Origin of the sequence: Caballeronia glebae (assembly GCF_001545035.1) — a bacterium.
Classification (GTDB): Bacteria; Pseudomonadota; Gammaproteobacteria; order Burkholderiales; family Burkholderiaceae; genus Caballeronia; species Caballeronia glebae.
This window is the reverse complement of sequence record NZ_FCOJ02000014.1, coordinates 41,320-66,471: the sequence shown is the minus strand read 5'-3', so window position 1 is coordinate 66,471 and position 25,152 is coordinate 41,320. Positions and strand designations below refer to the sequence as shown.

Sequence of the window (25,152 nt, the reverse complement as noted above, 5' to 3'; positions counted from 1 at the left end):
TTTTGGGGCTGCGGATTCGCCTGTGGGTCAGGCGGTCTGTTGCGACGACGCGTGGCTCGAAGCGTTGGCTTCGACCGCCTGCAGCAGTTGGGCTGCCGCTGCAACGGCGATCACTTCGGGCGCTTTGTCGACGATGCCGTCGATGCCGATCGGACACACCATCCGCGCGATGCGAGCCGGATCGATGCCACGCGCCGCGAGCCGATGCTCGAACTGCTTCTTCTTCGTGAACGAGCCGATCATGCCGAAGAAGGCAAAGTCGCCGCGTCGGAGAATGCATTCGGCCAGCGCGAGATCGACCGTGTGGTTGTGCGTCATCACGATGTAGTACGCGCCGGGCGGCGCACGGTCGACGGCTTCATCCGGCGCGTCGTTCGGCTCGATCGTCACGTTGTCCGGCACGAACTGCGGCGCGGGAAACGCCGCGTCGCGCTCGTCGATCCAGGTGACGTGACAGGGCAGCGTTGCGAGCACGCGCACGAGCGCGGCTCCGACGTGTCCCGCGCCGAACAGCACGACCTGAAACTCGCGCGGTGCGATGGTCTCGGTGAGCAGCGCGCCGCTCTCGTCGAAACCGGCGCCGTCCCACAAGAGGCAGTCGGCGTTGGTCGCGCCCGGTTCGGGATCGGAGAGCATGACGGCATCGCGAAGCTCAGGAAGCGGCGCGAACGAGACGCTGCGCACGGTCGAGAGACCTTGCGCGGTGCGCTTCGCGAGCGTCGTCACCCAGTTCAGATCCGAAACGTCGAGCCGCTCGAACGCGAGCACGACCGCGCCGCCGCAACATTGGCCGAGACTCGGGCCGAGCGCGAAACGCTCCAGCCTCCGCATGCGCGGGCTGCGCATGCCGTCCTTCAGCACTTGCCGTGCGGTTTCGATGGCCTTCCATTCCAGATGGCCGCCGCCGATCGTGTAGCGCGCGTCCTCGCGGGTGACGATCATCTTCGTGCCCGGCTCGCGCGGCGCGGAGCCTTCGACACGCGCGACCGTCACGAGCACGACAGCGTCGCCGTGCGCGAGCAGGTGTTGCAGGTCGTTCAGCCAAACTTGCATCGAGTGAGCTCCGAAAGTGATCGTGTTTGTGCGTGGTTTTGCGTCGTCGCAGGCGCTAGTTTACCGGGCGACGGACATTGCTTCGGACGCAAAAGCGCTGCGGCGCATCGGCCAGCGAGAGAAAAGCGGGAAAGGCGCGCGCACGCCCGCACGTGCGGGCGCTGAGAAATCGGGCGAAGTGCCGAAGGAAGCGGATGGTTTGCGTTGTCATATTCAAGAAGACATTGCGGACCGGGCGCGCGTTACGCGGTTTCCGTTCGCTTCAGGGTTGCCGTGAAAAAAACCGGTGCCTCCGAGCGAAACGGACTGCGCGCACGTAGATCGCCATCCAGACACGACCTTAACACCGCAATATCCCAAAAATATTGCGCCACACGTATCAAGATTATGCGGATGCGCTGATGCGGGGAAGAGAAAGCGCGGGGGTGAGGATGCAGCGGGGATGAAGCGGGGAAGTACGGGCGGCACCGAACGGCCGCCCGGAACAATTTACCGGATCGTCGAACGCACTTTGCGTTTGAATCGCAGGCTGGCCGCGACGAACACGAAGATCAGCGCGAACGCGATCAGCGACCATTGCGGCAGCGAAAGCCCGAGTATCGGCGGATACGGCGTTTCGCACAGACCGGCGACCTTGAAGACGTGCGGCAGCCACTTTGCGGGCGGCAGACCGTCGACTATGGGCTGAAGCGCATCGAAACCGCAGCTGAAGCCGGGATGCGACTGCACGTACACGTGGCGGATCGCGGTGGCGAGACCGCCGAGCGCCGAAATCGCGACGAGCGTTTCCAGTAGCGCAATGCCGCGCCAATTGCTAAACGCCGCGCCGAGAAACGCGAAGATCGCGATCAGCACGAAAAAATAGCGCTGGATGATGCAAAGCGGGCAGGGGTCTTCGTTATGGAAGAACTGCAGATAAAGCGCCCCGCCGACGAGTCCGAGACTGACCAAACCGAGCAGCACGAGCAGACGGCGCTCGCGACGCATCAACCGGTCATCCTGATGCATCGTAAAGTGATTTAAAGAGTTGTTCATTGTTCCGCAACGATTTGAGAAGGAAGCACCTGAGTTGCGCGAGTATCGCGGTGAATTCTAGCGCGAACGCCCGATGCGCAAAATCGGCCGTGTTTCCCGGGCGCTCAGCGCGTCGTTCCGAGCACCGCTTCGACCGCCCGTCCAATCGACAGCAGCGTGTCGTCGGAGTTCGGCGCGCCCGCCAGCATCAGGCCGACCGGCGCCTCGCCGCGCGGATGGCAGGGCAGCGACAGCGCGCAGGCGTCGAGAAAGTTGAAGGCGGTCGGATTGCGCAGGATCAGCGCGTTGGCGCGCGTGAAGGCGTCGTCGTCGGCTTCGAGGTCGGCGATGCGCGGTGGCAAGACCGGCACCGTCGGGCAGACGATCGCGTCGAAGCGTTGCCAGAGGGTCGTGCGCGCGGCTTCGATCATCGCGGCGCGCGCCTCGCACAAGTCGATGTAGTCCGCCGCGCTCGCCGCTTCGGCACGTTGCAGGCGCGCGAGCACACGCGGATCGTATTCGCCGCCGCGCTCGGCCATCAGCTTGCGGTGCCACGCGTACGCTTCGATCGCGACGAGCGGATAGCGGTTGATTTCCGGCAGGCGGTCGAGCGGCGCGAAACGCACGTCTTCCACGAGCGCGCCGGCCGCGGCGAGATGATTGACAGCCGCGGCGACCGCGCTGGCGACGGGCGCTTCGACGCCATCGATGACGTAGTTCGTCAGCACGCCGAGGCGCACGCCGTCGAGCGGGCGCGTTGCGGGCACGCCGGGATCGCGCCCCGCGAGAATGCGATCGACGAGCGCGCAGCACGCGACCGACACGCCGATCGGCCCGAACGAATCGAGCGTCTTCGAGAGCGGCACGCCGCCTTGCTTCGGGATGCGGCTCGCGGTCGGCTTGAAGCCGGTGAGCCCGCACAGCGCGGCCGGAATGCGAATGGAGCCACCGGTGTCGGTGCCGAGCGCGACGGCGGCCATGCCATCCGCGACCGATGCCGCCGCGCCCGACGACGAGCCACCCGCGATGCGCGCGTCGCCGGGCACGTCCGCGCGCCACGGCGAACGCGGCGTGCCGTAGTGCGGATTGAGCCCGAGGCCCGAGAACGCGAACTCGCTCATGTTGGTGCGTCCGACGATCACCGCGCCCGCGCGGCGCAGGCGCGCAACCGTCACGGCATCGGCCGTGGCGGGCGCGGCGTGGGCGAGCGCCTTCGAGCCGGCGCGCGTCACCTCGCCTTCGATATCGAAGAGATCCTTGATCGACACGGGAATGCCCGCGAGCGGCGAGAGCACGGTGCCGGCGCGGCGCAGCGCGTCGTGGGCGTCGGCGGCGGCGCGGGCGTGAGCGGCATCGACATGCAGAAAAACGGTTGCGCCCTGGCCCGCCGGATCGGCGATACGTTCGAGCGCCGTCTCGACGAGCGCGCGGCTCGTCGTGCGGCCGCTTTTCAGATCGGCGGCAAGTTGGGCGAGAGGGGCGAACTGCGGCGAAGTGGTCGGCATGGCGTCGGGCAGTGGCGTTGCCGTCTGCGAGAAGCCGGCAACGTCCGGCGCTTCGCATCGGCAGTGAGTGGATGGACGCCGTGACTGAGAGCCGGGACGCCCAAGGTGGCTGTCATTCTAAGCCACCGACGCCGATCGAACATCGCTCAGATCGTGCGCGAAAAGCGCCGCAAGCTCGACTGACCCAGATAGCGGTCGAATACCGACGCGACGTTGCGCACCAGCATGCGGCCCGCCGGCAGCACGCGGATCGCGTCGCGCGAGAGTTCGATGAGGCCGTCGTCGGCCATCGGCGCGAGGCGCGCGAGTTCGTTGGCGAAAGCGGCGGGGAAGTCGATGCCGTGCGCGCTCGCGATGTCGTCGAAACGCAGCGCGCCGCCGCACATGAGGCGCATGATGACTTCCCGGCGGAGTGTGTCGTCGGCGGACAGACGCACGCCGCGCGCGATGGCGAGATTGCCCGCGTCGATCGCGGCGGTGTAGTCGGCGAGTTCGCGGGCGTTTTGGGCGTAGACATCGCCGACCTTCCCGATCGACGACGCGCCGATACCGATCAGATCGCAATCCGCATGCGTGCTGTAGCCCTGGAAGTTGCGCTGGAGCGTGCCGGCTTCGAACGCGCGCGCGAGCTCGTCGCCGGGCAGCGCGAAATGATCCATGCCGATGTACACATAGCCCGCCTCGCTCATGCGGCTGATAACGCGCTCCAGAATCGCGAGGCGCACGGCGGGCGAGGGCAGCGCGCTGTCGTCGATCTGACGCTGCATCTTGAAGAGCGACGGCATGTGCGCATAGCCGAACACAGACACGCGATCCGGTTTCAGTTCGACGATCGCGTCGAGCGTGCGCGAAAAGCTCTCGACGCTTTGATGCGGCAAGCCGTAGATCAGATCGACGCTCACCGACTTGAAGCCGTTGTCGCGGGCGGCGTCGAGCACCGTTTCGGTCATCTCGCGCGGCTGGATGCGATTGACGGCGCGCTGCACGCGTTCGTCGAAGTCCTGCACGCCGAGGCTGATCCGGTTGAAGCCGAGTGCGCGCAGCAACGCGATCGTTTCCGCCGACGCCTCGCGCGGATCGACTTCGATCGAATATTCGGCGCGCTCGTCCGGAACGAGATTGAAGTGCTCGCGCGTCGCGGACATCAGTTCGGTCATCTCGTCGTGCGAGAGGAAGGTGGGCGTGCCGCCGCCCCAGTGAAGCTGCGTGACCGGGCGCGAGCGGTCGAAGAGCGCCGCTTGCAGCGCCAGTTCGCGCTTCATGCGATCGAGGTACGGGCGAGCGTGCGCGCGATTCTTCGTCGCGACCTTGTTGCAGCCGCAGTAGAAGCAGACGGTGTCGCAGAACGGAATGTGGAAGTAGAGCGAGAGATCGGCGTTCGCGTTCGATTTGCCCGCGGCTTCGCGGTAATGCGCGGCGTCGAACGAGTCGGTGAACTGGACGGCGGTTGGGTAGGACGTGTAGCGCGGGCCGTGCGCGTCGTAGCGCGCGAGCAGGTCGGGGCGAAAGAGCGGGGCGGCGGGAGTCATGGCGGACCTCTGGGGATCGTCCGAGTGTAGCCGGACGATAAGCGCGGCCGTTGCGTGATAAGGTCGCAGCCCAATAGCAGCGATTTGACCAAGCGCGACGAAGAGGCGTGGGAGAATGTCGTCTTTGCGCTGTTCTGTATCGCCATGACCATCGATTCTTCGTCTCATGCCTGCCGCGAGGGCTGCGGCGCCTGCTGCATCGCGCCGTCCATTTCGAGTCCGATTCCGGGAATGCCGGACGGCAAGCGCGCGGGCGAACGTTGCGTCCAGTTGGGCGACGATCTGCGCTGCGGGATTTTCGGCGATCCGCGCAGGCCGGCGTGTTGTGGCGGCTTGCAGCCTTCGACCGAGATGTGCGGGCAGACGCGCGAATATGCGTTGACGTGGATCGAGCGGCTTGAGATGGCGACGCAGCCGGCGCAACTGTCCTGACGATCGGCGGTCCAAAACGCGGGGCGCGCCAGCCGGCGCGAATTTCAAGAATAAGTAATAAGTATTGGAGGATCACGCATGACTGAACCCGTCGCGCCGCTGCGGCGCCGGTTCGTGCTGGCAGGGCTGATGTCGCTGTCCGCACTCACGCTCACATCGAAGGCTTACGCTGCCTCGAACTCGATATTCCCGTTCATTCCGGACCACTACACATTCGCGACACAGCAAGTGCAAGCCGCCGTCGCGCGCAAGTTCCCGCTGCAACGCACGGCTTCGCAGATATTCGATGTCGTCCTGAGCAATCCCGTCGTTGGCATGGCGCCGGATCGCAATCGCGTGACCGTGCATGTCGATGCGCGTTTGTCCACACCCTTCATGCCGAATCCCGTGGTCGGCGCGTTCACGCTCTCGACGCAGCTCGCCTACGATGCGCCGAGCCGTTCGGTGATTCTCGCCTCGCCGTCCGTCGACGATGCGCAGTTCACCGGCGACGCCGCGCAGTACAACCAGCAGATCGCGTCGGTGGGCGCGCAACTCGCCGCGCAATTGCTCGACCGCTATCCGATCCACACGTTCAAGCCCGAGGAACTTCAGTTCGCCGGGGTGTCTTACGAACCCGGTACAATCACTGTCCTTACAAACGGCATACGTGTGCAGATCGTCGAAAAGTGAGTCGAAATCTCTGCGCAATGTGCTCTAAAACCCATAGCTAAACGGCGAACAAGGGCTGACGGATGGACTGGATATTGATGGTGAAGGCGCTCATTCTGGGCGTCGTGGAAGGCTTGACCGAGTTTCTGCCGGTATCGAGCACGGGGCATTTGATCGTTGCGGGCAGCTTGCTGAATTTCACCGACGCGCAATCGAAAACCTTCGACGTCGTCATCCAGTTCGGCGCGATTCTCGCAATCTGCTGGGAATACCGCGCGAAGATCGGCACCGTGATCACGGGCCTGCCGGTACGCGCCGACGCGCGGCGCTTCACGCTGAACGTGATCATCGCGACCATTCCGGCCGTCGTGCTCGGCCTGCTGCTCGAAAAGCACATCAAGGCGGTGCTGTTCTCGCCGGTGCCGGTGTCGGTGGCGCTGATCGTCGGCGGCATCGTCATTCTGTGGGCCGAGTCGCGTCAGCGCGAACGCGGCGTCATCACGCGCGTGCATTCCGTCGACGATCTTTCCTACGCGGATGCCTTCAAGGTCGGCCTCGCGCAATGCTTCGCGCTGATCCCGGGCACTTCGCGTTCCGGTGCGACGATCATCGGCGGCATGCTGTTCGGGCTCGAACGGCGCGTGGCGACGGAGTTTTCTTTCTTCCTCGCCATTCCGATCATCTTCGGCGCGACGCTCTACGAAATGGCCAAGTATTGGCGCACGCTGACCGTGGACGATTTCGGGCTGTTCGCGATCGGAATGGTCGCGGCCTTCGTCAGCGCCTTCGCTTGCGTGCGCTGGCTGCTGCGCTACGTCGCAACGCACGATTTCACGGCGTTCGCGTGGTATCGCATCGGCTTCGGCTTGCTGATCCTGATCGTCGGATATAGCGGCGGATTGAGCTGGGCCGACTGATCCGGTTTTCGTCGCGCCCAATGCAAAACGCCACGGTTCAGCGAGCCGTGGCGTTTTGCATTTTTGCAGGAAGTGTTCTGTTCAGCGGCGGCGGAACATCAAATCCCAAACGCCGTGGCCGAGCCGCATGCCGCGTCGCTCGAACTTCGTGACCGGACGGAAATCCGGACGCGGCGCGTAGCCGTCGGCGGTATTTTCGAGCGCGGGTTCCGCCGACAGCACTTCGAGCATCTGCTCGGCATAGTTCTGCCAGTCGGTCGCGAGATGCATATAGCCGCCGGGCTTCATGCGCGATACGAGGAGCGCGACGAACTTCGGCTGAATCAGGCGGCGCTTGTGATGGCGCGCCTTGTGCCACGGATCGGGGAAATAGATGTGGACGCCGTCGAGACTGTCGGGCGCGATCATGTGTTCGAGCACTTCCACGGCGTCATGCTGAAGAATGCGGATGTTGCCGAGCCCTTCTTCGCCGATCAGCTTAAGCAGCGCGCCGACGCCCGGCTCATGCACTTCCACGCCGATGAAGTCGTCGCCCGGACGCGCGGCCGCGATTTCCGCTGTCGTCGCGCCCATGCCGAAGCCGATTTCGAGCACGCGCGGCGCTTTCCGGCCGAAACGCGCGTCCCAGTCGGCGAGCTGCGGCGCATAGGGCACGACATAGCGCGGACCGAGATCGTCGATCGCGCGCTGCTGCCCCACCGAGACTCGCCCCGCGCGCGTGACGAAGCTGCGGATGCGCCGATGCCGCAGCGTGGAGGCTTCGTTGACGTCGGGCTGGTGGGTGCCGTTGTCGTCGGCTTCGTCTTGGGAATCGTGGCTCATGAGGCGATGAAGGAAACAGATGCGCGAAACTAAAAAGCCGCCTCGAAGGCGGCTTTCGCTGGGATTCTGGAGCGGGCGATGGGAATCGAACCCACGTCAGTAGCTTGGGAAGCTACGGTAATAGCCATTATACGACGCCCGCACGAGCCGGCTATTGTAAGCGCAACGCGTCCCGTGGCGCAATTGCGCCTCAGATGCCGAACAGCGTCATCGACACCGCGACGCGCGTCACGACCATCAACAGCACCTGCACGATCACGAAGAGCAGGATCGGCGAAATATCGATGCCGCCCAGACGCGGCAAAATGCGCCGCAGCGGGTCGAGAAACGGCGCGGTGATCTGAAAGAGCAGCGGCATCGCCGGCGACTGCGGATTAAGCCACGACAGCAGCGCCATCAGGATCGTCACCCAGATGATCAGGTTCAGCGCCCACTTGATGACCGTCAGCAACGCGACGAGCAGAAGGATCGGGGCCATGAGCGTCGGATCGACGCCCGCGAGCACGACCATCAACGTCACATAGACAGCCGACGCGATGAACGCCGCGACGATGCTCGCCCAGTCGATCTTCCCGCCAGGAAGAATCTTGCGCAGCGGCAGCACGAGCCAGTTGGTCGCCTGCATCACGGCGTTCGACACGGGGTTGTAGGGCGGCATGCGCACGACCTGAATCCATGCACGCAGCAGCAGCGCCGCGCCGAACAGGGTGAAAACGGTGTTGAGCAGAAAACGGGCGATATCGCCGAACATCTCGGGTCCTCTAGGATGCGTAAGCAGCGCCGCGACGTGCGCCGGGTCGTGTGAGCGAAAAGTTGAAGAAAATCGAAAGGGCTAGCGGGCGCAGAGCCGCCCGCAAGTGGTGTCGGGGAAGCGGCCGTCCGCGCGGCGCGAATCGTGATTGCTGACTTTGATCATTGTTCGTTCTCTGGGCTTGAGTAGCTTGTCGAAGCCATTGCGGCGCGCGGCGCATCATGCGCGTTCGCGCGCTCATTGCACGCACGCCGTTCGACGAAGCTTCGCGATTTTTGATTGCGGCGATTCGAATTCCCCGCCCATCAGGCCTGCCTGATGGGGTGCCGGACGTCACCTTAACATGGCTTTGCGGCCGCTTGGGGACGTTGTCGCACGCGGCGCGAGCGATTGATCGGGCAATTGCTCGAAAGGCAAGTGAAAGCGACTGACGAGAGACTCGGGGACATCAAACGTCAGCATCGGAAAACCCTAGGTGTTGCCATTTTGAGACGACCGCGAAAAGCGCATTTCATGCAAAACTGGCAGGATATAAATACGGAAAGCGAAAAGAACAGGTCACTTGGCCGAGGCAAATTGTTTCTTCCAGGAGAGCCTGCGGGATTTCGGAAAAGGGCGATTTTTCCGATCGGAATGTGCGCTTTCCGCTGAATGTGGCCAAACACACATCAATCGTGCATCGACGTGAAGACTTGGTTTCTTTGCGTACATCGAGGAACGAACAGAGCGCTCAATACTAAAGAGAAGACGAGTTCAGCGGGAGAAAACGCGTGGCGCGACGCCGCCGGCACTCCCATCAGGTTTCATTCGCTACGTTCGGAGGTTGCCGTGAGCATTTTCTCTTATCGAAAGCATTTGCGATTCTTGAGCCAAGCCCAGCGGCGGCGCTGGTGGGACCAAAAAAAGCGCCTGACGCCTCGGGTCGTGATCGGTGGTGCGTATGTGCCGCCCAATGTCACGCGTGAATTCGCTTATGTGAAAGTAGGCTGAAAAGCGCACTTACTTCAAGAGTCTCTCGTATTACATGAAAAGCCCCGCTGGGCGCATTGTCCGGCGGGGCTTTTCCGTTCTTTTGTAAATAGACGTTACGCGCTTTTCGCCTTTGTACGGCTTTTGCGTGCCGCTTCGGCCGCTCAGGTCCGCCGAACGGTCGATCGGAGCACGATTGCGACCTTCGCCTGGCTTTCAATCGTTCGGCGACGTTAAGGAACTTGCAATTTGCAACAATTGGTGCCGCCGATCGATCGCCTTTTTCGCTAAATTCAACGCATACCGTCGCTCGTGAGGCACCTGGACCGGCCATCATGCGAAGCGGCGAGGAGAACGAAAGTGAAAAAGCTCGGTGGTTTGTTGGTTGCTGGCGCGCTCGGCGCGGGATTCGTCAGCGCGGCGCAGGCGCACGTCTCGATTGGCGTGGGTATCGGAGTGCCGGCTTATCCGGTCTATGCCGCGCCGCCCGCGCCGGTGTATATGGCGCCGCCGCAGCCCGTGTACATTGCGCCGCCTCCGCCCGTCGTGTACGCGCCGCCGCCTGCGGTGGTCGTCGGCGGCTATGGTGGTTACGGCGGTTACGGCTACTATGGCCGGCCGTATTATCGGCATCATGGTTACTATCGCCACGGCCCGGGCTACTGGCGTCACTGATCGGCGTGAGCGGTCTATAAAGAAGGCGATGCATGTTTGCATCGCCTTCTGCGTTTAGCGCGGTGCTTTTGAATTTCGCGATGGAACTGGGACAATGGTGATCCTCCTCACCTCCCGCTCTCACGCCGATGTCCTCTCTTCCCGCTCCGACTTTCGATGACGTCGCCGACGCCGCCCGACGCATCGAAGGCTTCGCCCATCGCACGCCTGTCCTGACTTCCCGCACCGCCGATGCTATCGCGGGCGCGTCGCTCTTTTTCAAGTGCGAAAACTTTCAGCGCATGGGCGCGTTCAAGTTCCGCGGCGCATACAACGCGCTCTCCCGTTTCGACGACCGTCAGCGCGCCGCGGGCGTCATCACGTATTCGTCGGGCAATCATGCGCAAGCGATCGCGCTGTCCGCGAAACTCGCCGGCATCCGCGCGACGATCGTCATGCCCGAGGACGCGCCCGCCGCGAAGATGGAAGCGACGCGCGGCTACGGCGGCGAAGTGATCACCTACGACCGCTACACGCAAAATCGCGAGGAAATCGGCCGCAAGCTCGCGGAGGAGCGCGGCATGACGTTGATTCCGCCTTACGACCATCCGCATGTGATCGCGGGGCAGGGCACGGCGGCGAAGGAACTCATCGATGAAACCGGCCCGCTCGATTATCTGTTCGTGTGTCTCGGCGGCGGCGGACTCATCGCCGGATGCGCGCTCGCGGCGGCGGCGCTGTCGCCGGATTGCAAGGTGATCGGCGTCGAGCCGGAAGCGGGCAACGACGCGCAGCAGTCGCTCGCGCGCGGCGAGATCGTGCATATCGAAACGCCGCGGACCATCGCCGATGGCGCGGCCGCGACGCATATCGGCGAATACAACTTCCTGATCATCCAGCGTCACGTGGACCGGATCGTCACCGTGAGCGACGCGCAATTGATCGAAACGCTGCGCTTTTTCGCGCAGCGCATGAAGATGGTCGTCGAGCCGACCGGTTGCCTCGCGGCGGCCGCCGTGCTGCAAAAGGTCGTGCCGGTCGAAGGCAAGCGTGTCGGCGTGATCGTCTCGGGCGGCAACGTCGATCTGGCGAAGCTCGCTCAGTTCGTCGCCTGAACGCGGATCGTCACGACGCCGCGTTCACGATCAGATCGCGGTAGCCGTTGACGATCACGCTGTACGCGAAGTACGCGAAGAGCACGGCGGACATCACGTGGCACGCGCGCAGCAGCCGGGTGCCGGCGCGCTTTCTGCCGTGGCTCGCGAGCGTGCAGATGAAGATCGTCCAGCCCAGTCCGCCGCAGAAGAAGCCGATGAGAAACACGGAGGCGCTGACGGGACTCGTCGCGCCGGCCTTGGCGATGAGCGCGCCGCCGACCGCCGCGAACCAAAGAATCGCGCTCGGCGAGGACACCGCGAGCAGGCATCCGCGCGCGAAGCTTTTCCAGTGTTTCGGGCGCGGCACGGTGAGATCCGCTTCGCCTTCGACGGGCGGCGCGGACGCCGGATTGAGCGCTTCACGCGCCATTTTCCACGTCAGAAAGAGCAGCACAATTGCGCCGCCGATCCATACGACCCAGCGCACGGCCGAGAACTGCAACAACGCCGACATGCCCGCGAGCGCGAGCGCCGCATAGAAGAGATCGCCGAAACACGTGCCGAGCCCGAGCACCATTCCCGGCTTGAAACCGTGCGACAGCGCGAGCGAAATGATCGCGACGTTGGCAATCCCGATATCCAGACACAGCGACAGCGACAGAAAGAAACCGTCCGACAGCAACGACCACGAATGCATATTTTTATTGATGGTTGTGAAGCGTGAAGCTGACGTCGAGACGGCCGGTCGGCACGTTCATCGTGTTTCGCGTCGGCGGATTGCGGAAGGCGGCGAGCGCGTCGCGCTGCTGTTGCGTGCCGATGCCGAGCGCGTCGAGCACGTGGACGACGACCGCATTGACCACGGACGTGTTGCCGTCCTCGACTTTCACCGCGATGCCGATCGGACCTTGCTCGCGCCGCACGCCGATCGCATAGCTGGCATCGGCGCCCGTCTTGCCGACGAGCGCGCCGCCGAACGCCTGCATCAGCAGCGTGCAGAAGCGTCCTTCGCCCGCGACGAGTTCGGGGTGCGACGTCATCGCGCGATGAATGCGCGCGAGCGGCGAGCTTTCCGGCGCGGCGGCAATCTTCATGAAAAGCCGCGCGAGACGGTCGAGCGGGAAGGCGGGCGTCGGCAGGTTGCAGCCGTCGATGGCCCATTGCACTTGGTCGTCGGCGAGATCGACGGCGCGTGCCACCGTGCGCTTCACGTGCACCTGCAACGGATGACCGGACAAGTTGTAATCGGCGAGCGGCGCGTTGATCGCGCGCGCGCCCGCGAGCATGCCGGCGTGCTTGCCGGAGCAGTTGCTGCAGACGGCGGTCGGCGTGAAATCGCGCCTGATCCAGTCTTTGAACACGGCGTCCGAGATCGGTGGATGGCCGCCGCAGCGCAGATCGCTCTCGCTCGCATTCGACTTGGCGAGCATCGCGAGCGCGCGCTCGATATGGCGCGGCTCGCTGCTGTGCGATCCGCACATCAACGCGAGGTCTTCGTCGCTGAAGCCGAAGCGTTCCAGCGCGCCAGTCTCGATGATGGCGAGCGCCTGCGCGGGCTTCGCGGCCGAGCGCGGCAGTGTCACGCGCTGAGGATCGCCGAAGGAATGGATGAGGCGTCCATCGGCATCGACGACCGCGACGTGCGCCGCGTGCGTGTTCTCGATGACATCGCCTCGATAGAGCGTGGCCGCGATCATGGTTTATCCAGTCCGATTTCAGTCCAGAGCGCATCGACGCGTCGTTTCACGGCTTCGTCCATGACGATCGGGCGTCCCCATTCGCGGTTCGTTTCTCCGGGCCACTTGTTGGTCGCGTCGAGCCCCATCTTCGAGCCGAGACCCGCGACGGGCGATGCGAAGTCGAGGTAATCGATCGGCGTGTTGTCGACCAGTACGGTGTCGCGCGTCGGATCGACTCGCGTCGTGATCGCCCAGATCACCTCCTTCCAGTCGCGCACGTTCACGTCTTCGTCCACCACGACGATGAACTTCGTATACATGAACTGCCGCAAGAAGCTCCATACGCCGAACATCACGCGCTTGGCGTGGCCCGCATAGCTCTTCTTCATCTGTACGATCGCCATGCGATAGCTGCAGCCCTCGGGCGGCAGATAGAAATCGGTGATCTCGCTGAACTGCTTCTGCAACAGCGGCACGAAGACTTCATTCAGCGCGACGCCGAGCACGGCGGGTTCGTCGGGCGGTTTGCCCGTGTACGTGGAATGGAACAGGGCGTCGCGGCGCATGGTGATTTTTTCGACGGTGAAGACCGGAAACCATTCCTGCTCGTTGTAGTAGCCGGTGTGATCGCCATACGGGCCTTCGAGCGCGTGCTCGTATTGCGCCGACGCCCCCGCCGATGGACGCGGCGGCGCGCCTTTCGGCGCAGGCGGCGGCGCACCGTCTTGCGGATGGATGAAGCCTTCGAGCACGATCTCCGCGCGCGCCGGCACCTGCAGCGTGTCGACGCCCGGCGTGAGGCACTTCGCGAGCTCGGTGCGCGAGCCGCGCAAGAGCCCGGCGAACTGATATTCGGACAATGAATCCGGCACGGGCGTCACGGCGCCCAGGATCGTCGCGGGATCGGCGCCGAGCACGACCGCCACGGGATACGGCTTGCCGGGATTTGCAAGCGCGAACTCGCGGAAATCGAGCGCGCCGCCGCGATGCGCGAGCCAGCGCATGATGAGCTTGTTGTGCCCGATCAACTGCTGCCGATAGATGCCGAGATTCTGGCGCGGCTTGTTCGGCCCGCGCGTGACGGTGAGGCCCCAGGTGAGCAGCGGTCCGGCGTCGCCGGGCCAGCATGTCTGGATCGGCAGCCGGTTGAGATCGACATCCTTGCCTTCCCACACGATTTCCTGGCAAGGCGGCGCGCTGACCGACTTCGGCGCCATGTCCCACACGGCTTTCGCGAGCGAGAGCAGCTTGCCCGCATCCTTCAGGCCCTTCGGCGGCTCGGGCTCTTTTAGCGCGGAAAGCAGCCTGCCGACATCGCGCAATGAGCTCAGCGCGGCGACGTCGCTGCCGAGGCTCACATCGGAACCGGTCTGCGCTTCCGTCTCGATACCCATGCCGAGCGCGACGCGCCGGGTCGTGCCGAACAGGTTTGCGAGCACGGGCATCGTGTGGCCTGTGGGCGCTTCGAATAGCAAGGCCGGCCCGCCCGCGCGCAATACGCGATCGGAGACTTCGGTGATTTCGAGAACGGGAGAGACGGGCTGCCGAATGCGGCGGAGTTCACCGAGCGCTTCGAGGCGGGCGGTGAAGTCGCGCAGATCTTTGTATTTCATCGATGGTCGGAGTTGGGCTCGAAGGCGCCCGGAGCCGAAACTCGACGGGCGGGACGGCTGCGCGCTAAGCGATTGTCGATTTTACCTGCGTCGGCGTCAGTGCGTTGGGCGACATTCAGCGAAATCCGCTCGAAATCGCCCGCGAGACGTGCATTTCGGGCGCTGAACACTGTTCAATATAACTGTAAGTTATTGAAACAAAAGCCTATAGCATTGACGGATCATTAAACCCTGTTAGAATCGCTTGTCATTCGTTGCAGGTTTTGAAACTTTTTACCTTAGCCTCAGGTCTTTCAGACGCACATGCGTCGCCTGCGCCGCTCCTGCCCGGCGATTCATGGCTGTTGGTTGTCACGGCCGGCGTTTCTCGCGCCGGTTTTTCGCGTGGAAAGCCACGTGCGCATTCAGGACACGAAGTTCGTGTCGCGCAACCCGGCGGTTTTTGCCGGATCGGCTTTCCAGACGGCGCATGCCGTATCCCCGATGCCGCTTACGCTTACCGAGAGTGAGCGGTGTCTGATTTGTGTTTTGAATACGTGCTTCATTCGTATTCATCTGCGCAAATCATGCAACATTGGGAGTCTCGATGAACGCTTCGGTTTTGTGGGGTTCCGACACCCGCGCCGCGCAGATAGTGCGCGTTGTGCTACGTCGTGGACGCCGTTTGAGTCACCATCTCTTCGCCGTGGTCGGTTGCGCGGCCGTGGTCAGCGCGCTCGCACTCTGGCTGCTGCCTTCCTGGCGCACGACTTTCGCCGCAAAGATCATGCCGTTCGTGTCGGCCGCCGTGCAGGCCGGTCCGGCGCGTCTGCTCGCGGGTGAGCCGCTGCCGCCGTTCTCGGCCGTGCATCGCGCGCCTGGCGATACCGCGCAGGCCGTGAACGTCGCCGCGAACACGCCGCCGTTGGTCAATGACAAGGCGCCCGGCGCAACGAGCCCGTCGCTCGGCGCGGCCGCGAGCGACGACGCCAGCACCCGTCAGCTCACCGGCGGCATCAGCCTCGCCGTGTCGCCCAATGGCCTCGATCCGCGCACCATGCCGTCCGTCGGCATGCTCGCGAACCTGATTCCCACGCAACGCGTCGTCGCCGATGCGCGCGATGATCGCGTGCTCGTCTCGGCGCGCGAGCAGAAGCTCGTCGCAAACTTCATCGCGCGGCGCTATCGTGTGGCGGAAGAGCCGGTCACGGAACTCGTGCGCGCCGCGTTCGACACGGGTCGCGCAGTCGGCCTCGATCCGCTGCTGCTGCTTTCCGTGATGGCGATCGAATCGGGCTTCAATCCGTATGCTGAAAGCGGCGTCGGCGCGCAGGGCCTGATGCAGGTCATGTCGAAGGTTCATTCCGACAAGTTCGAGTACTTCGGCGGCTCGCACGCGGCGCTCGATCCGCTCGCGAACATCAAGGTCGGCGCGCTCGTGCTGAAGGATTGCATCGCGCGCGGCGGTTCGGTGGCGGGCGGGCTTCGCTACTACGTCGGCTCGACGACGCAGGACGACGGCGGTTACGGCGCGAAAGTGCTGGCCGAGCGTACGCGTCTGCGCGATGTCGCGCGTGGCCGCAACGTGCCGGTCAACGCGCCGCAAGCGCCGGTTCAGGCCGCGCCGAAGCAGGTTCTCGCATCGACAGCGGCAGACAAACGCGTTCACGTGACGATCGATTCGTCGAAGAAATCGGCCTCGCAGGACGATGGCGACGGCGAGACGAAGCACGTCGGGGCGGAGTTCGGCGCGTAAGGCTTTAGGCAGATGCAAATGGGAAAGGGCACCCGTGGGTGCCCTTTTTTTCGTCCGCGTGCTGCGCAAAAACCGGTTATCGACGGAACAACGCGCCCAGCCGCTGAACCGCTTCCTCCAGCTTCGCGTGCGATGTCGCGTACGACAGCCGGATGTAGCGCTGCGGCGCATGGAACCCGAAATCCGCGCCCGGCACGAGCACGACGCCCGCGTCGTGCAGCATCGAGTGCGTGAGCGCGTCGCTGTCGCCGGCGGCGGGGTGATGAACCGTCGTCGTATCGGCGTAGACGTAGAACGCGCCGTCCGGCACGACCGGTACGCCAAAACCGAGCGAACGCAGCGCCGGCACGATGTAGTCGCGCCGCCGCTTGAATTCCAGCCGCCGCGCTTCGTAGATCGCAATCGTCTCCGGCTCGAAGCACGCGAGCGCCGCGTGCTGCGCGAGCGCCGACGCGCAGATGAACAGATTCTGCGAGAGCTTTTCGACCGCGCTGACCATCGCGTGCGGCACGACGAGCCAGCCGAGCCGCCAGCCAGTCATGTTGAAGTACTTCGAGAAGCTGTTCACGGTGACGACGTCATCGCCGAAGGAAAGCGCCGACACGGGCTTCGCGTCGTAGCTCAAACCCTGATAGATCTCGTCGACGATCGTGAAGCCGCCGCGCGCGCGCACCGTCTCGACGATGCGCCGCAGTTCGTCCGGCTCGATCGACGTGCCCGTCGGATTCGACGGCGACGCGAGCAGCACGCCGCGCGTCTTGTCGGTCCAGTTTTCCTCGACGTGCGCGGCCGTCAATTGAAAGCGCTCGGCCGGACCGCTCGCGATGAGCACCGGCTTGCCATCGGCGGCCGACACGAAATGCCGGTTGCACGGATAGCACGGGTCGGGCATGAGGACTTCGTCGCCGTTATCGACGAGCGCCATGCACGCGAGCAGCAGCGCCGCCGACGCGCCCGCCGTCACGACGATCCGCTCCGGATCGACCGTCAGGCCAAAGGTATCGCGATAATGCCGCGCGATCGCCTCGCGCAGCGCGTGGATGCCGAGCGCGTTGGTGTATTGCGTCACGCCGCGCTTCAGGGCGTCGGCGGCGGCGTTCGTGACCGGCTCGGGCGCGGTGAAATCCGGCTCGCCGATACTCATGTGGATGATGTCGCGGCCCGCGCGTTCGAGCGCCTGAGCCTCTTTCATCAGTTCCATTACGTAGAACGGCTCGATCGCGCCGACGCGCGCAGCGAGCCTGACGAGCGGTTCCGAAACGGCGGTCATTTACGCTCCGCGGCCGCGCGCCTGCGCCTCGTTGGGCCGCATGGCAACGGCGAGCTTGTCGAGCACGCCATTGACGTACTTGTAGCCATCCGAACCGCCGAAGGTTTTCGTCAGCTCGACCGCTTCGTTGATGACGACGCGATACGGCACGTCGAGGTGATGCTTGAACTCGAACGCGGCAACTAGCAGCACCGCGCGCTCGACCGGCGACAACTGCTCGATCGGACGATCGAGGCACGGCTGCAACTGCGCGGAAAGCGCGTCGGATTCCTTGATCACCCCGCGCAGGATCGCGTCGAGATGGTCCTGGTCGGCCTTGTCGAAGCCCTGCGAATTGCGCAGTTGCGCGTCGATTTCGCTGGCGGGCGCGCCCGACAGCAGCCACTGATAAAGCCCTTGCGTCGCGAGTTCGCGCGAACGGCGTCGTGCGCTCTTCATGCGCGGTCCTCGTCTTCTTCGTCTTCGTCATCGCCGTCGAGCTGTTCGAGCGCGACGGACAGATTTGCCATTTCGACCGCCACGCGCGCGGCGTCGCGGCCCTTCTCGGTCATGCGGGCGACGGCTTGCTCGTCGTTCTCGGTCGTCAGTACGGCGTTCGCGACCGGAACGCCGAAGTCGAGCGCGATGCGCGAGATGCCCGAGCCGCTTTCGTTCGACACGAGTTCGAAGTGATACGTCTCGCCGCGCACGACGGCGCCGAGTGCGATCAGCGCGTCGAACTGGCCGGATTCCGCGAGCTTTTGCAGCGCGAGCGGAATCTCGAGCGCGCCGGGCACGGTGACGAGCAGCACGTCCGGGCCGATCACGCCGAGGCGCTCAAGCTCCTCGATGCAGGCGTCGGCGAGGCCGTTGCACACCGGTTCGTTGAAGCGCGACTGCACGATGCCGATGCGCAAGCCGTCACCGTCGAGGTTCGGCTGGTATTGTCCGATTTCCATGAATTGAGTCCTTCCCGTGGAATTGTGTGGAATAGGGTTGAGCGGCCGGCGGTCTCAGGCCGAGCGCAACTGAGTAATGGCGGATTCGGCGGGCGCGGCGGTGGCGGGGCAGCCTGGCATCGGCACGAAGCCCGTCACTTCGAGCCCGTAGCCCGACATGCTGCCGAGCTTGCGCGGATTCGCGAGCACTTCCATCTTGCCGACGCCGATATCGCGCAGAATCTGCGCGCCGATGCCGTAGGTCTTGAAGTCGATCGGGCGGCGCTTCAGTTCGGCCGCCTTGTCCTTCTGGTCGAAGGCGCGGAACACGTCGACGAGATGTTCTTTCGTGTCGCCGCAATTGAGCATGACGATTGCGCCGAGATCGCGCGCGGCGATTTCCTTCATCGCGGCGTCGATGGTCCAGGAGTGGGTCGACGAATCGATTTCGAGCAGATCGAGCACGGAGAGCGGTTCGTGCACGCGCACCGGCGTTGCGCGGTCCGGGCTCGGCGTGCCGCGCACGAGCGCGATGTGCGGCGAACCCGTAGGCTCGTCGCGATACAGCACTGCGCGGAACGGGCCGTGCGCGGTCTGCATCGTGCGCTCGCAGACTTTCTCGATGATCGACTCGGTGCGGCTGCGATAGTGGATCAGATCGGCGATGGTGCCGATCATGATGCCGTGCTGCTCGCCGAATTCGATGAGGTCGGGCAGACGCGCCATTTCGCCGTCGTCCCTGATGACCTCGCAGATCACGGCAGCGGGCGTGAGGCCTGCGAGCGCGGTCAGGTCGCAGCCGGCTTCCGTATGGCCCGCGCGCACGAGCACGCCGCCTGGTTGCGCCATGATCGGGAACACGTGGCCCGGCTGGACGATGTGCTCGGCGCGCGCGTCGTGCGCGACGGCCGCGGCGACGGTTTTCGCGCGGTCGGTGGCGGAAATGCCGGTCGTCACGCCCTCGGCGGCTTCGATGCTCACCGTGAACGCCGTGCCGTACTGCGTGCCGTTTCGATGCGTCATGAGCGGCAGGTTCAACAGCTTGCAGCGCTCTTGCGTGAGCGTGAGGCAAATGAGGCCGCGGCCGTGCTTCGCCATGAAGTTGATGGCTTCGGGCGTGACGAATTCGGCGGCGACGATGAGATCGCCTTCATTTTCGCGGTCTTCTTCGTCGACGAGGATCACCATCCGGCCGGCTTTCAGTTCAGCAATGATCTCAGGAGTGGAGGCGAGCGACATGATGGCGTCCCGTGCGGGGTCCGGTTTGGGGAAAGCGCGTATTTTACGCCACGGCCGATGGCTCGTCGGTGAAATCGGCGCTCAGGCGGGCGGGAAGTCGGACTACGCCTTTCGGACGGGTCGATAAGCGCGGGAGGCGCCGCGTGTGCGGCCCGCGCGAGAAAACGCTCAGATCACGATGCGTTCATCATCCGCTCGACATACCGCGCGATCAGATCGATTTCCAGATTGACCTTCGCGCCTTTGGCAAGCGCGTTGAGCGTCGTCACTTCGACGGTATGCGGAATCAGGTTGATGGAGAATTCGCAGCCGTCGGCGCTGTCGCTGACCGAGTTCACCGTGAGGCTCACGCCGTTCACCGTCACCGAGCCCTTGTAGGCCAGATATTTGCCGATGTCCTTCGGCGCGACGATGCGCAGCTCGTGCGATTCGCCGACAGGTTCGAACTTCGACACGACGCCCAGCCCATCGACGTGACCGGAAACGAGATGGCCGCCCAAGCGGTCGTGGGCGCGCAACGCCTTTTCCAGATTCACGCCGACGCCAGCGTCGCCGAGGCCGACGGTCTTGTTGAGGCTTTCGCGCGACACGTCGACATCGAACGTGTCAGCCGATTTTTCGATCACCGTCATGCACGCGCCCTGAATCGCGATGCTGTCGCCGAGTTCGACATCGGCGAGATCGAGAGCGCCCGCGGCGACCGTCAGACGAACGCCCGCTTCCGGCGCCGTGCCGAGCGGCGTGACTTTTTCGATACGGCCCACGGCCGCGACAATTCCTGTAAACATCGGCTTCGTTTCCTTGAGTCGGTGCGTGATCGGATCGTGGTTCGCTCAGACGTTGCGCGCGAGAATGCGCAGATCGTCGCCGAGCCGGTCGATGCGATGAAATTTCAGATGCGGCCGCGCATCCAGCGTGTCGGGCGGCGCGAAGTCGAACATGCCGGGCGCGCTGCCGAGCAGGCTCGGCGCGAGGTAGATCAGCAGTTCGTCGACGCAACCTTCGCGCAGCAGCGAGCCGTTCAGCTTGTGGCCCGCTTCCACGTGCAATTCGTTGATGCCGCGATCGGCGAGCGCCGTGAGCATCGCGGGCAGATCGACCTTGCCGTGCTCGTTCGACAATTCGATCAGATCCGCGCCTTTTTCGCGCAGCGCGTCGATGCGCTCGGGATCGGCGTCGGCGCAATGGAAAATCCACGGCGGCGCGCCGTCGAGGATGCGCGCGTGCATCGGCACGTCGAGACGGCTGTCGATCAATATGCGTTGCGGCTGGCGCGGCGTGTCGACCGCGCGCACGGTCAGTTGCGGATCGTCCTCGCGCACCGTGCCGATGCCGGTGAGAATCGCGCAGGCGCGGGCGCGCCACGCGTGGCCGTCGGCGCGCGCCTCTTCGCCCGTGATCCACTGGCTCTCGCCCGTGGGCAGGCCCGTGCGGCCGTCCAGCGTCGCCGCGACCTTCATGCGCACCCACGGACGGCGGCGCGTCATGCGCGACACGAAGCCGATGTTCAGTTCGTGCGCCTCGTTCGCGAGCAGCCCGCAACGCACGTCGATGCCCGCGTCGCGCAGCATCGTGAGACCGCGACCGGACACCGACGGGTTCGGATCTTCCATCGCGGCGATTACTTTTTCGACGTGCGCGTCGATGAGCGCATGCGCGCACGGCGGCGTGCGCCCGAAATGGCTGCACGGTTCCAGCGACACATACGCGGTAGCGCCGCGCGGGTCCTTGCCGCGCGAGCGGGCGTCTTTCAGCGCCTGCACTTCGGCGTGATCCTGGCCGGCCGGCTGCGTGTAGCCCATGCCGATCACTTCGCCGTTCTTGACGAGCACGCAGCCGACGCGCGGATTCGGCGTCGTCGTGTACATGCCCTTGGATGCGAGCGCGAGCGCGCGCTCCATGTGCGTGAAGTCGGTTTGCGAGAACATCGGCGCGCCCGGTAGCGTCAGGCGGCGAGCGACGCGAATGCGCCGCGCGCCGCGTCGATTGTCGCGTCTACGATGGCGTCGTCGTGCGCGCTCGACACGAAGCCCGCTTCGAACGCCGACGGCGCGAAGTACACGCCCGCGTCGAGCATCGCATGGAAGAACGCGTTGAAGCGCTTCGTGTCGCCTTGCTGGATCTGCGCGAAGCTGCCCGGCACCTGATCCATGAAGTACAGGCCGAACATGCCGCCGATCGAATCGGCGGAGAAGGGCACCTTTGCATCGCGGGCGGCGCGGGTGAGGCCATCGACGAGCTTGCGCGTCTGCTTCGCGAGATCGTCGTAGAAACCCGGGCGCTGGATCAGCTTCAATGTTTTCAGGCCCGCGGCCACCGCGATCGGGTTGCCCGACAGCGTGCCCGCCTGATAGACGCCGCCGAGCGGCGCGAGATGCGCCATGATGTCGCGGCGTCCGCCGAACGCCGCCGCCGGCATGCCGCCGCCGATGACCTTGCCGAGGCACGTGAGATCAGGCTTGATGCCATAGACTTGCTGCGCGCCGCCGAGCGCGACGCGAAAGCCGCACATCACTTCGTCGAAAATCAGCACGGAGCCGTATTCGCTGCAGCGCTCGCGCAGCGCGTCGAGGAACTCGGGCGTCGCGCGCACGAGGTTCATGTTGCCCGCGACCGGCTCGACGATCACCGACGCGATTTCCGGGCCGAACGCCTTGAACGCCTCGTTCAGTTGTTCGACGTTGTTGTACTCCAGCACGGTCGTGTGCTTCGCGATGTCGGCGGGCACGCCGGCCGAAGTCGGATTGCCGAACGTGAGCAGGCCGGAACCGGCTTTGACGAGCAGACTGTCCGCGTGCCCGTGATAGCAGCCCTCGAACTTGATGATGCGGCTGCGGTCCGTGAAGCCGCGCGCGAGGCGCAGCGCGCTCATCGTCGCTTCGGTGCCGGAGGACACCATGCGCACCTGCTCGATCGACGGCACGAGCTTGCAGATTTCCTCGGCGATTTCGATTTCGGCTTCCGTCGGCGCGCCGAACGAGAAGCCGTTCGCGAGCACGCGCTGCACGGCGTCGAGCACTTCCGGATGGACGTGGCCGAGAATCATCGGGCCCCACGAACCGATGTAGTCGATATAGCGCTTGCCTTCCGCATCCCAGAAATACGCGCCTTGCGCGCGCTCGATGAAACGCGGCGTGCCGCCGACCGAGCGAAACGCCCGCACCGGCGAGTTGACGCCGCCGGGAATGGTTCGCTGCGCGCGTTCGAAGAGAGCTTGATTCTTGGACATGGATGGAGGCCTGCGCTGAAAAGTGGATGCGGGAGTCGCGAGGAACACGCGCCCGGCGGCCGCTGCTGCAATGTCGGCGCGGCGCGCGAAACGCGCCGTCCGACGCGAAAAACGATGCTGAAATTGTACCGGAGTCGTTGCGAGGGAGCCGTGTCGGTCTAGGCCGACGTCGATCGCTTTGCGCGCTTGCGCGGGGCGCTCGCCTGGCCCGGCGTGGGTTCGCCCGCGAGCGGGGCAGCGTGGCGCGGGCGCCGTCCGGTGCGCGCGGCCCATAGTTTTTCCAGCGCGCCCTCGGCGATCGGCTTGATCAGCGTGCCGGACATCTGCGCGTCCCACGTCTGCACCGAGAACGGATGCGCGCGCAATTCGTCGCGCGTGACGACGACTTGCTCGTGCGCATCGACGAGCCAGTCATAAACGAAGTCGATGCACAGCCGATAGCCGCGTTTGCTGGCCGCATCCGGCACTTCGTAGGGCGCGCGCGTCACCCAGCCCGACGCGAACACGCCCTTCGGCTCCTGCGACACGCGATGCACGAACACGCGGTCGCCCGGCAAGAGCCCGCGCGCGGTGCCGCAGCCCCACGCATCGGCGACGGCATCGCCCGCGGCCACGCGCCGCGCGAGCTCGGGCAACGCCGGCCACGGCCACTTTTTGGGGCTCCAGATCAGCAAAAAGGCGGTCATCGGATCGGACGAAAGGAAAACGGAAAAAGTGCGACGAGCTTAGCGTAACGCGGCGCTCAGGGCCGGATCGCGACGACGCGTCGCGTACAATGGTCGCTCGCCTGGCGCGGCACGATGTCACGGAAGATGTCACCGAAAGGCTGCGCCGCATCCACTCTTCCCCGTCTCTCGAACTCCATGTCCGACACCACCCGGCGCCGGCCCGATGGCCGTTTGATTCTGTTGCTCGGCGCGCTCGCCGCGTGCGGCCCGCTGTCGATCGACATGTATCTGCCGAGCCTGCCCTCGCTCGCCGCCTCGTTCGGCACGAGCCCGGCCGCCGCGCAAAGCACACTGACGAGCTTCATGTTCGGCTTTTCATTCGGCATGCTGCTCTACGGCCCGATGTCCGACGCCTATGGCCGCCGGCCCGTCTTGCTCGGCGGCATCGCGCTGTACGCGATCGCGAGCATCGGCTGCGTGGCGGCGTTTTCCATCGATGCGCTCGTCTTCGTGCGCTTCCTGCAGGCGCTCGGCGCGGGCGCGGCTTCGGTGCTCGCGCGCGCGATCGCCCGCGACGCCCACGAACCGGGCGACGCCGCCCGCGTGCTGTCGATGCTTTCCATCGTCACCTCGATCGGACCGTTGCTCGCGCCGCTGATCGGCGGGCAACTGTTATTGCTCGGCGGCTGGCGCATCGTGTTCGTCGCGCTGACGCTCTTCGGTCTGACGTGCGCGGTGACGGCGTATTTGCGCGTGCCGGAAACGTGGCCGAAGGAAAAGCGCGCGAGCGCGGCGGTCGGCAAGTCGTTCGCCGCTTACGGGCATCTGCTGACCGATCCCGTCACCTGGGGCCACATGATGTGCGGCGGCATGGCCTTCGCGTCGATGTTCGCGTACATCACCGCGACGCCGTTCGTCTATATCGATTACTTCCACGTGAAGCCGCAGTATTACGGGCTTCTGTTCGGACTGAACATCGTCGGCATCATCGCGGGGAATGTGCTCAACACGAAATTCGTCGGCCGCGTCGGCGCGATGAAAATGATTTCGGCCGCATCGTTCGTGAGCGTCGCGGCGGCGCTCGCGGTCGCGCTCGTTTCGCTGACGGGTTGGGGCGGCCTGTGGTCGATCGTCGTGACGTTGTTTTTCGTGGTCGGCGTGGTCGGGCTGCTGTCGGCCAATTGCACGACCGAACTCATGCATCGCTATCCGCACAACGCGGGCGCGGCCGCCGCCGTTTTCGGTGCGATGCAGCTCGCGCTCGGCGCGCTCGCGAGTCTCGCGGTCGGGCTTTTTCACGATGTCTCGCCGCACGGCATGGGCATCGTGATCGGCGTGTCCGGCGTGCTCACTTTCGCCGGGCGCACGCTGGTGCTGCGCTCCCATGCGGCGCCCGTGAAGGTTTGAA

The 25,152-nt window shown here is 64.8% G+C and carries 25 protein-coding genes and 1 tRNA gene; 8 read left to right on the top strand and 18 right to left on the bottom strand.

The window, feature by feature from the left end; translation table 11 throughout:
- Positions 1-27: 27 nt before the first annotated feature.
- The 4 genes from xdhC to hemN form a co-directional block, all read right to left on the bottom strand.
- Complete coding sequence (xdhC, locus tag AWB82_RS12255; protein WP_086967407.1) at positions 28-1,053, bottom strand: xanthine dehydrogenase accessory protein XdhC; 1,026 nt, start codon at positions 1,051-1,053, stop codon at positions 28-30.
- Positions 1,054-1,542: 489 nt separating this feature from the next.
- On the bottom strand, positions 1,543-2,061 hold the full coding sequence (locus AWB82_RS12245) for a disulfide bond formation protein B (protein ID WP_086967405.1): 519 nt from the start codon (positions 2,059-2,061) through the stop codon (positions 1,543-1,545).
- A 131-nt stretch (positions 2,062-2,192) separates the two neighbouring features.
- Positions 2,193-3,572 carry an amidase gene (locus AWB82_RS12240; protein WP_086967404.1) on the bottom strand — a complete coding sequence of 460 codons (1,380 nt, stop codon included), beginning with the start codon at positions 3,570-3,572 and terminating at the stop codon, positions 2,193-2,195.
- A gap of 146 nt (positions 3,573-3,718) precedes the next feature.
- Entirely contained in the window at positions 3,719-5,101 is a 1,383-nt protein-coding gene (gene hemN / locus AWB82_RS12235) for an oxygen-independent coproporphyrinogen III oxidase (RefSeq protein ID WP_086967403.1), read from the bottom strand.
- A gap of 144 nt (positions 5,102-5,245) precedes the next feature.
- Between hemN and AWB82_RS12230 the strand changes: the two genes are divergently transcribed.
- The 3 genes from AWB82_RS12230 (at position 5,246) to AWB82_RS12220 (ending at position 7,101) form a co-directional block, all read left to right on the top strand.
- Entirely contained in the window at positions 5,246-5,533 is a 288-nt protein-coding gene (locus tag AWB82_RS12230; RefSeq protein ID WP_086967465.1) for a YkgJ family cysteine cluster protein, read from the top strand.
- A 78-nt stretch (positions 5,534-5,611) separates the two neighbouring features.
- A complete protein-coding gene (locus AWB82_RS12225) occupies positions 5,612-6,205 on the top strand; it encodes a DUF1439 domain-containing protein (RefSeq protein ID WP_086967402.1) in 594 nt (197 codons plus the stop codon).
- A 62-nt stretch (positions 6,206-6,267) separates the two neighbouring features.
- On the top strand, positions 6,268-7,101 hold the full coding sequence (locus AWB82_RS12220; RefSeq protein ID WP_086967401.1) for an undecaprenyl-diphosphate phosphatase: 834 nt from the start codon (positions 6,268-6,270) through the stop codon (positions 7,099-7,101).
- A gap of 81 nt (positions 7,102-7,182) precedes the next feature.
- Here the strand turns inward: AWB82_RS12220 and trmB are convergent, their stop codons facing one another.
- The 3 genes from trmB to AWB82_RS12205 all read right to left on the bottom strand — a co-directional run bounded on the left by trmB (position 7,183) and on the right by AWB82_RS12205 (position 8,674).
- A complete protein-coding gene (gene trmB, locus AWB82_RS12215) occupies positions 7,183-7,923 on the bottom strand; it encodes a tRNA (guanosine(46)-N7)-methyltransferase TrmB (protein ID WP_086967400.1) in 741 nt (246 codons plus the stop codon).
- Between the two features lie 67 nt (positions 7,924-7,990).
- A tRNA-Gly gene (locus tag AWB82_RS12210) sits at positions 7,991-8,065 on the bottom strand.
- Between the two features lie 48 nt (positions 8,066-8,113).
- Complete coding sequence (locus AWB82_RS12205) at positions 8,114-8,674, bottom strand: YggT family protein (protein WP_086967399.1); 561 nt, start codon at positions 8,672-8,674, stop codon at positions 8,114-8,116.
- A gap of 828 nt (positions 8,675-9,502) precedes the next feature.
- Here AWB82_RS12205 and AWB82_RS37930 point away from each other — a divergent pair.
- The 3 genes from AWB82_RS37930 (at position 9,503) to AWB82_RS12195 (ending at position 11,412) form a co-directional block, all read left to right on the top strand.
- Positions 9,503-9,664 carry a hypothetical protein gene (locus tag AWB82_RS37930; protein WP_016344705.1) on the top strand — a complete coding sequence of 54 codons (162 nt, stop codon included), beginning with the start codon at positions 9,503-9,505 and terminating at the stop codon, positions 9,662-9,664.
- Between the two features lie 339 nt (positions 9,665-10,003).
- Complete coding sequence (locus AWB82_RS12200) at positions 10,004-10,318, top strand: hypothetical protein (RefSeq protein ID WP_086967398.1); 315 nt, start codon at positions 10,004-10,006, stop codon at positions 10,316-10,318.
- A 128-nt stretch (positions 10,319-10,446) separates the two neighbouring features.
- Positions 10,447-11,412: a threo-3-hydroxy-L-aspartate ammonia-lyase gene (locus AWB82_RS12195; RefSeq protein WP_086967397.1), complete on the top strand. Its 966-nt coding sequence runs from the start codon at positions 10,447-10,449 to the stop codon at positions 11,410-11,412.
- A 10-nt stretch (positions 11,413-11,422) separates the two neighbouring features.
- Here AWB82_RS12195 and AWB82_RS12190 read toward each other — a convergent pair whose 3' ends face one another.
- Genes AWB82_RS12190 through AWB82_RS12180 form a run of 3 tightly spaced genes read right to left on the bottom strand, consistent with a single transcriptional unit; the run spans position 11,423 to position 14,686 of the window.
- Positions 11,423-12,091 carry a LysE family translocator gene (locus AWB82_RS12190; protein ID WP_086967396.1) on the bottom strand — a complete coding sequence of 223 codons (669 nt, stop codon included), beginning with the start codon at positions 12,089-12,091 and terminating at the stop codon, positions 11,423-11,425.
- A 4-nt stretch (positions 12,092-12,095) separates the two neighbouring features.
- The gene (locus AWB82_RS12185; RefSeq protein ID WP_086967395.1) at positions 12,096-13,091 is read right to left on the bottom strand and encodes an asparaginase; all 996 of its coding nucleotides are present in this window, start codon (positions 13,089-13,091) and stop codon (positions 12,096-12,098) included.
- On the bottom strand, positions 13,088-14,686 hold the full coding sequence (locus tag AWB82_RS12180) for a UbiD family decarboxylase (RefSeq protein ID WP_086967394.1): 1,599 nt from the start codon (positions 14,684-14,686) through the stop codon (positions 13,088-13,090). Before AWB82_RS12180 ends, AWB82_RS12185 begins: the two co-directional genes overlap by 4 nt.
- Positions 14,687-15,272: 586 nt before the next feature.
- Here AWB82_RS12180 and AWB82_RS12175 point away from each other — a divergent pair.
- On the top strand, positions 15,273-16,421 hold the full coding sequence (locus AWB82_RS12175) for a lytic transglycosylase domain-containing protein (protein WP_086967393.1): 1,149 nt from the start codon (positions 15,273-15,275) through the stop codon (positions 16,419-16,421).
- 76 nt (positions 16,422-16,497) lie between these two features.
- On the opposite strand, the gene AWB82_RS12170 is transcribed toward AWB82_RS12175, so the two are convergent.
- From AWB82_RS12170 to AWB82_RS12135, 8 genes are all read right to left on the bottom strand, one after another.
- On the bottom strand, positions 16,498-17,691 hold the full coding sequence (locus tag AWB82_RS12170; RefSeq protein ID WP_086967392.1) for a pyridoxal phosphate-dependent aminotransferase: 1,194 nt from the start codon (positions 17,689-17,691) through the stop codon (positions 16,498-16,500).
- Positions 17,692-18,129 carry a transcription antitermination factor NusB gene (gene nusB, locus AWB82_RS12165; protein WP_086967391.1) on the bottom strand — a complete coding sequence of 146 codons (438 nt, stop codon included), beginning with the start codon at positions 18,127-18,129 and terminating at the stop codon, positions 17,692-17,694.
- Positions 18,126-18,629 carry a 6,7-dimethyl-8-ribityllumazine synthase gene (gene ribH, locus AWB82_RS12160; RefSeq protein WP_086967390.1) on the bottom strand — a complete coding sequence of 168 codons (504 nt, stop codon included), beginning with the start codon at positions 18,627-18,629 and terminating at the stop codon, positions 18,126-18,128. The genes nusB and ribH overlap by 4 nt, the downstream gene beginning before the upstream one ends.
- A gap of 54 nt (positions 18,630-18,683) precedes the next feature.
- Positions 18,684-19,847, bottom strand: coding sequence for a bifunctional 3,4-dihydroxy-2-butanone-4-phosphate synthase/GTP cyclohydrolase II (ribBA, locus tag AWB82_RS12155; protein ID WP_086967389.1), 1,164 nt, complete (start codon positions 19,845-19,847; stop codon positions 18,684-18,686).
- A 173-nt stretch (positions 19,848-20,020) separates the two neighbouring features.
- Entirely contained in the window at positions 20,021-20,635 is a 615-nt protein-coding gene (locus AWB82_RS12150; RefSeq protein ID WP_086967388.1) for a riboflavin synthase, read from the bottom strand.
- Positions 20,636-20,680: 45 nt separating this feature from the next.
- The gene (ribD, locus tag AWB82_RS12145; RefSeq protein ID WP_086967387.1) at positions 20,681-21,775 is read right to left on the bottom strand and encodes a bifunctional diaminohydroxyphosphoribosylaminopyrimidine deaminase/5-amino-6-(5-phosphoribosylamino)uracil reductase RibD; all 1,095 of its coding nucleotides are present in this window, start codon (positions 21,773-21,775) and stop codon (positions 20,681-20,683) included.
- A gap of 17 nt (positions 21,776-21,792) precedes the next feature.
- Complete coding sequence (gene hemL, locus AWB82_RS12140; RefSeq protein ID WP_086967386.1) at positions 21,793-23,076, bottom strand: glutamate-1-semialdehyde 2,1-aminomutase; 1,284 nt, start codon at positions 23,074-23,076, stop codon at positions 21,793-21,795.
- Positions 23,077-23,234: 158 nt separating this feature from the next.
- Positions 23,235-23,762 carry a hypothetical protein gene (locus AWB82_RS12135; RefSeq protein ID WP_235023267.1) on the bottom strand — a complete coding sequence of 176 codons (528 nt, stop codon included), beginning with the start codon at positions 23,760-23,762 and terminating at the stop codon, positions 23,235-23,237.
- Positions 23,763-23,939: 177 nt separating this feature from the next.
- Here AWB82_RS12135 and AWB82_RS12130 point away from each other — a divergent pair, with 177 nt between their 5' ends.
- The gene (locus AWB82_RS12130; protein ID WP_086967385.1) at positions 23,940-25,151 is read left to right on the top strand and encodes a Bcr/CflA family multidrug efflux MFS transporter; all 1,212 of its coding nucleotides are present in this window, start codon (positions 23,940-23,942) and stop codon (positions 25,149-25,151) included.
- Position 25,152 lies beyond the last annotated feature (1 nt).

Bases quoted from the DNA above. Each gene is read 5' to 3' on its own strand.
- xdhC (WP_086967407.1), bottom strand. From the start codon at position 1,053: ATGCAAGTTTGGCTGAACGACCTGCAACACCTGCTCGCGCACGGCGAC.
- AWB82_RS12245 (WP_086967405.1), bottom strand. From the start codon at position 2,061: ATGCATCAGGATGACCGGTTGATGCGTCGCGAGCGCCGTCTGCTCGTG.
- AWB82_RS12240 (WP_086967404.1), bottom strand. From the start codon at position 3,572: ATGCCGACCACTTCGCCGCAGTTCGCCCCTCTCGCCCAACTTGCCGCC.
- hemN (WP_086967403.1), bottom strand. From the start codon at position 5,101: ATGACTCCCGCCGCCCCGCTCTTTCGCCCCGACCTGCTCGCGCGCTAC.
- AWB82_RS12230 (WP_086967465.1), top strand. From the start codon at position 5,246: ATGACCATCGATTCTTCGTCTCATGCCTGCCGCGAGGGCTGCGGCGCC.
- AWB82_RS12225 (WP_086967402.1), top strand. From the start codon at position 5,612: ATGACTGAACCCGTCGCGCCGCTGCGGCGCCGGTTCGTGCTGGCAGGG.
- AWB82_RS12220 (WP_086967401.1), top strand. From the start codon at position 6,268: ATGGACTGGATATTGATGGTGAAGGCGCTCATTCTGGGCGTCGTGGAA.
- trmB (WP_086967400.1), bottom strand. From the start codon at position 7,923: ATGAGCCACGATTCCCAAGACGAAGCCGACGACAACGGCACCCACCAG.
- AWB82_RS12205 (WP_086967399.1), bottom strand. From the start codon at position 8,674: ATGTTCGGCGATATCGCCCGTTTTCTGCTCAACACCGTTTTCACCCTG.
- AWB82_RS12195 (WP_086967397.1), top strand. From the start codon at position 10,447: ATGTCCTCTCTTCCCGCTCCGACTTTCGATGACGTCGCCGACGCCGCC.
- AWB82_RS12190 (WP_086967396.1), bottom strand. From the start codon at position 12,091: ATGCATTCGTGGTCGTTGCTGTCGGACGGTTTCTTTCTGTCGCTGTCG.
- AWB82_RS12185 (WP_086967395.1), bottom strand. From the start codon at position 13,091: ATGATCGCGGCCACGCTCTATCGAGGCGATGTCATCGAGAACACGCAC.
- AWB82_RS12180 (WP_086967394.1), bottom strand. From the start codon at position 14,686: ATGAAATACAAAGATCTGCGCGACTTCACCGCCCGCCTCGAAGCGCTC.
- AWB82_RS12175 (WP_086967393.1), top strand. From the start codon at position 15,273: ATGAACGCTTCGGTTTTGTGGGGTTCCGACACCCGCGCCGCGCAGATA.
- AWB82_RS12170 (WP_086967392.1), bottom strand. From the start codon at position 17,691: ATGACCGCCGTTTCGGAACCGCTCGTCAGGCTCGCTGCGCGCGTCGGC.
- nusB (WP_086967391.1), bottom strand. From the start codon at position 18,129: ATGAAGAGCGCACGACGCCGTTCGCGCGAACTCGCGACGCAAGGGCTT.
- ribH (WP_086967390.1), bottom strand. From the start codon at position 18,629: ATGGAAATCGGACAATACCAGCCGAACCTCGACGGTGACGGCTTGCGC.
- ribBA (WP_086967389.1), bottom strand. From the start codon at position 19,847: ATGTCGCTCGCCTCCACTCCTGAGATCATTGCTGAACTGAAAGCCGGC.
- AWB82_RS12150 (WP_086967388.1), bottom strand. From the start codon at position 20,635: ATGTTTACAGGAATTGTCGCGGCCGTGGGCCGTATCGAAAAAGTCACG.
- ribD (WP_086967387.1), bottom strand. From the start codon at position 21,775: ATGTTCTCGCAAACCGACTTCACGCACATGGAGCGCGCGCTCGCGCTC.
- hemL (WP_086967386.1), bottom strand. From the start codon at position 23,076: ATGTCCAAGAATCAAGCTCTCTTCGAACGCGCGCAGCGAACCATTCCC.
- AWB82_RS12135 (WP_235023267.1), bottom strand. From the start codon at position 23,762: ATGACCGCCTTTTTGCTGATCTGGAGCCCCAAAAAGTGGCCGTGGCCG.
- AWB82_RS12130 (WP_086967385.1), top strand. From the start codon at position 23,940: ATGTCCGACACCACCCGGCGCCGGCCCGATGGCCGTTTGATTCTGTTG.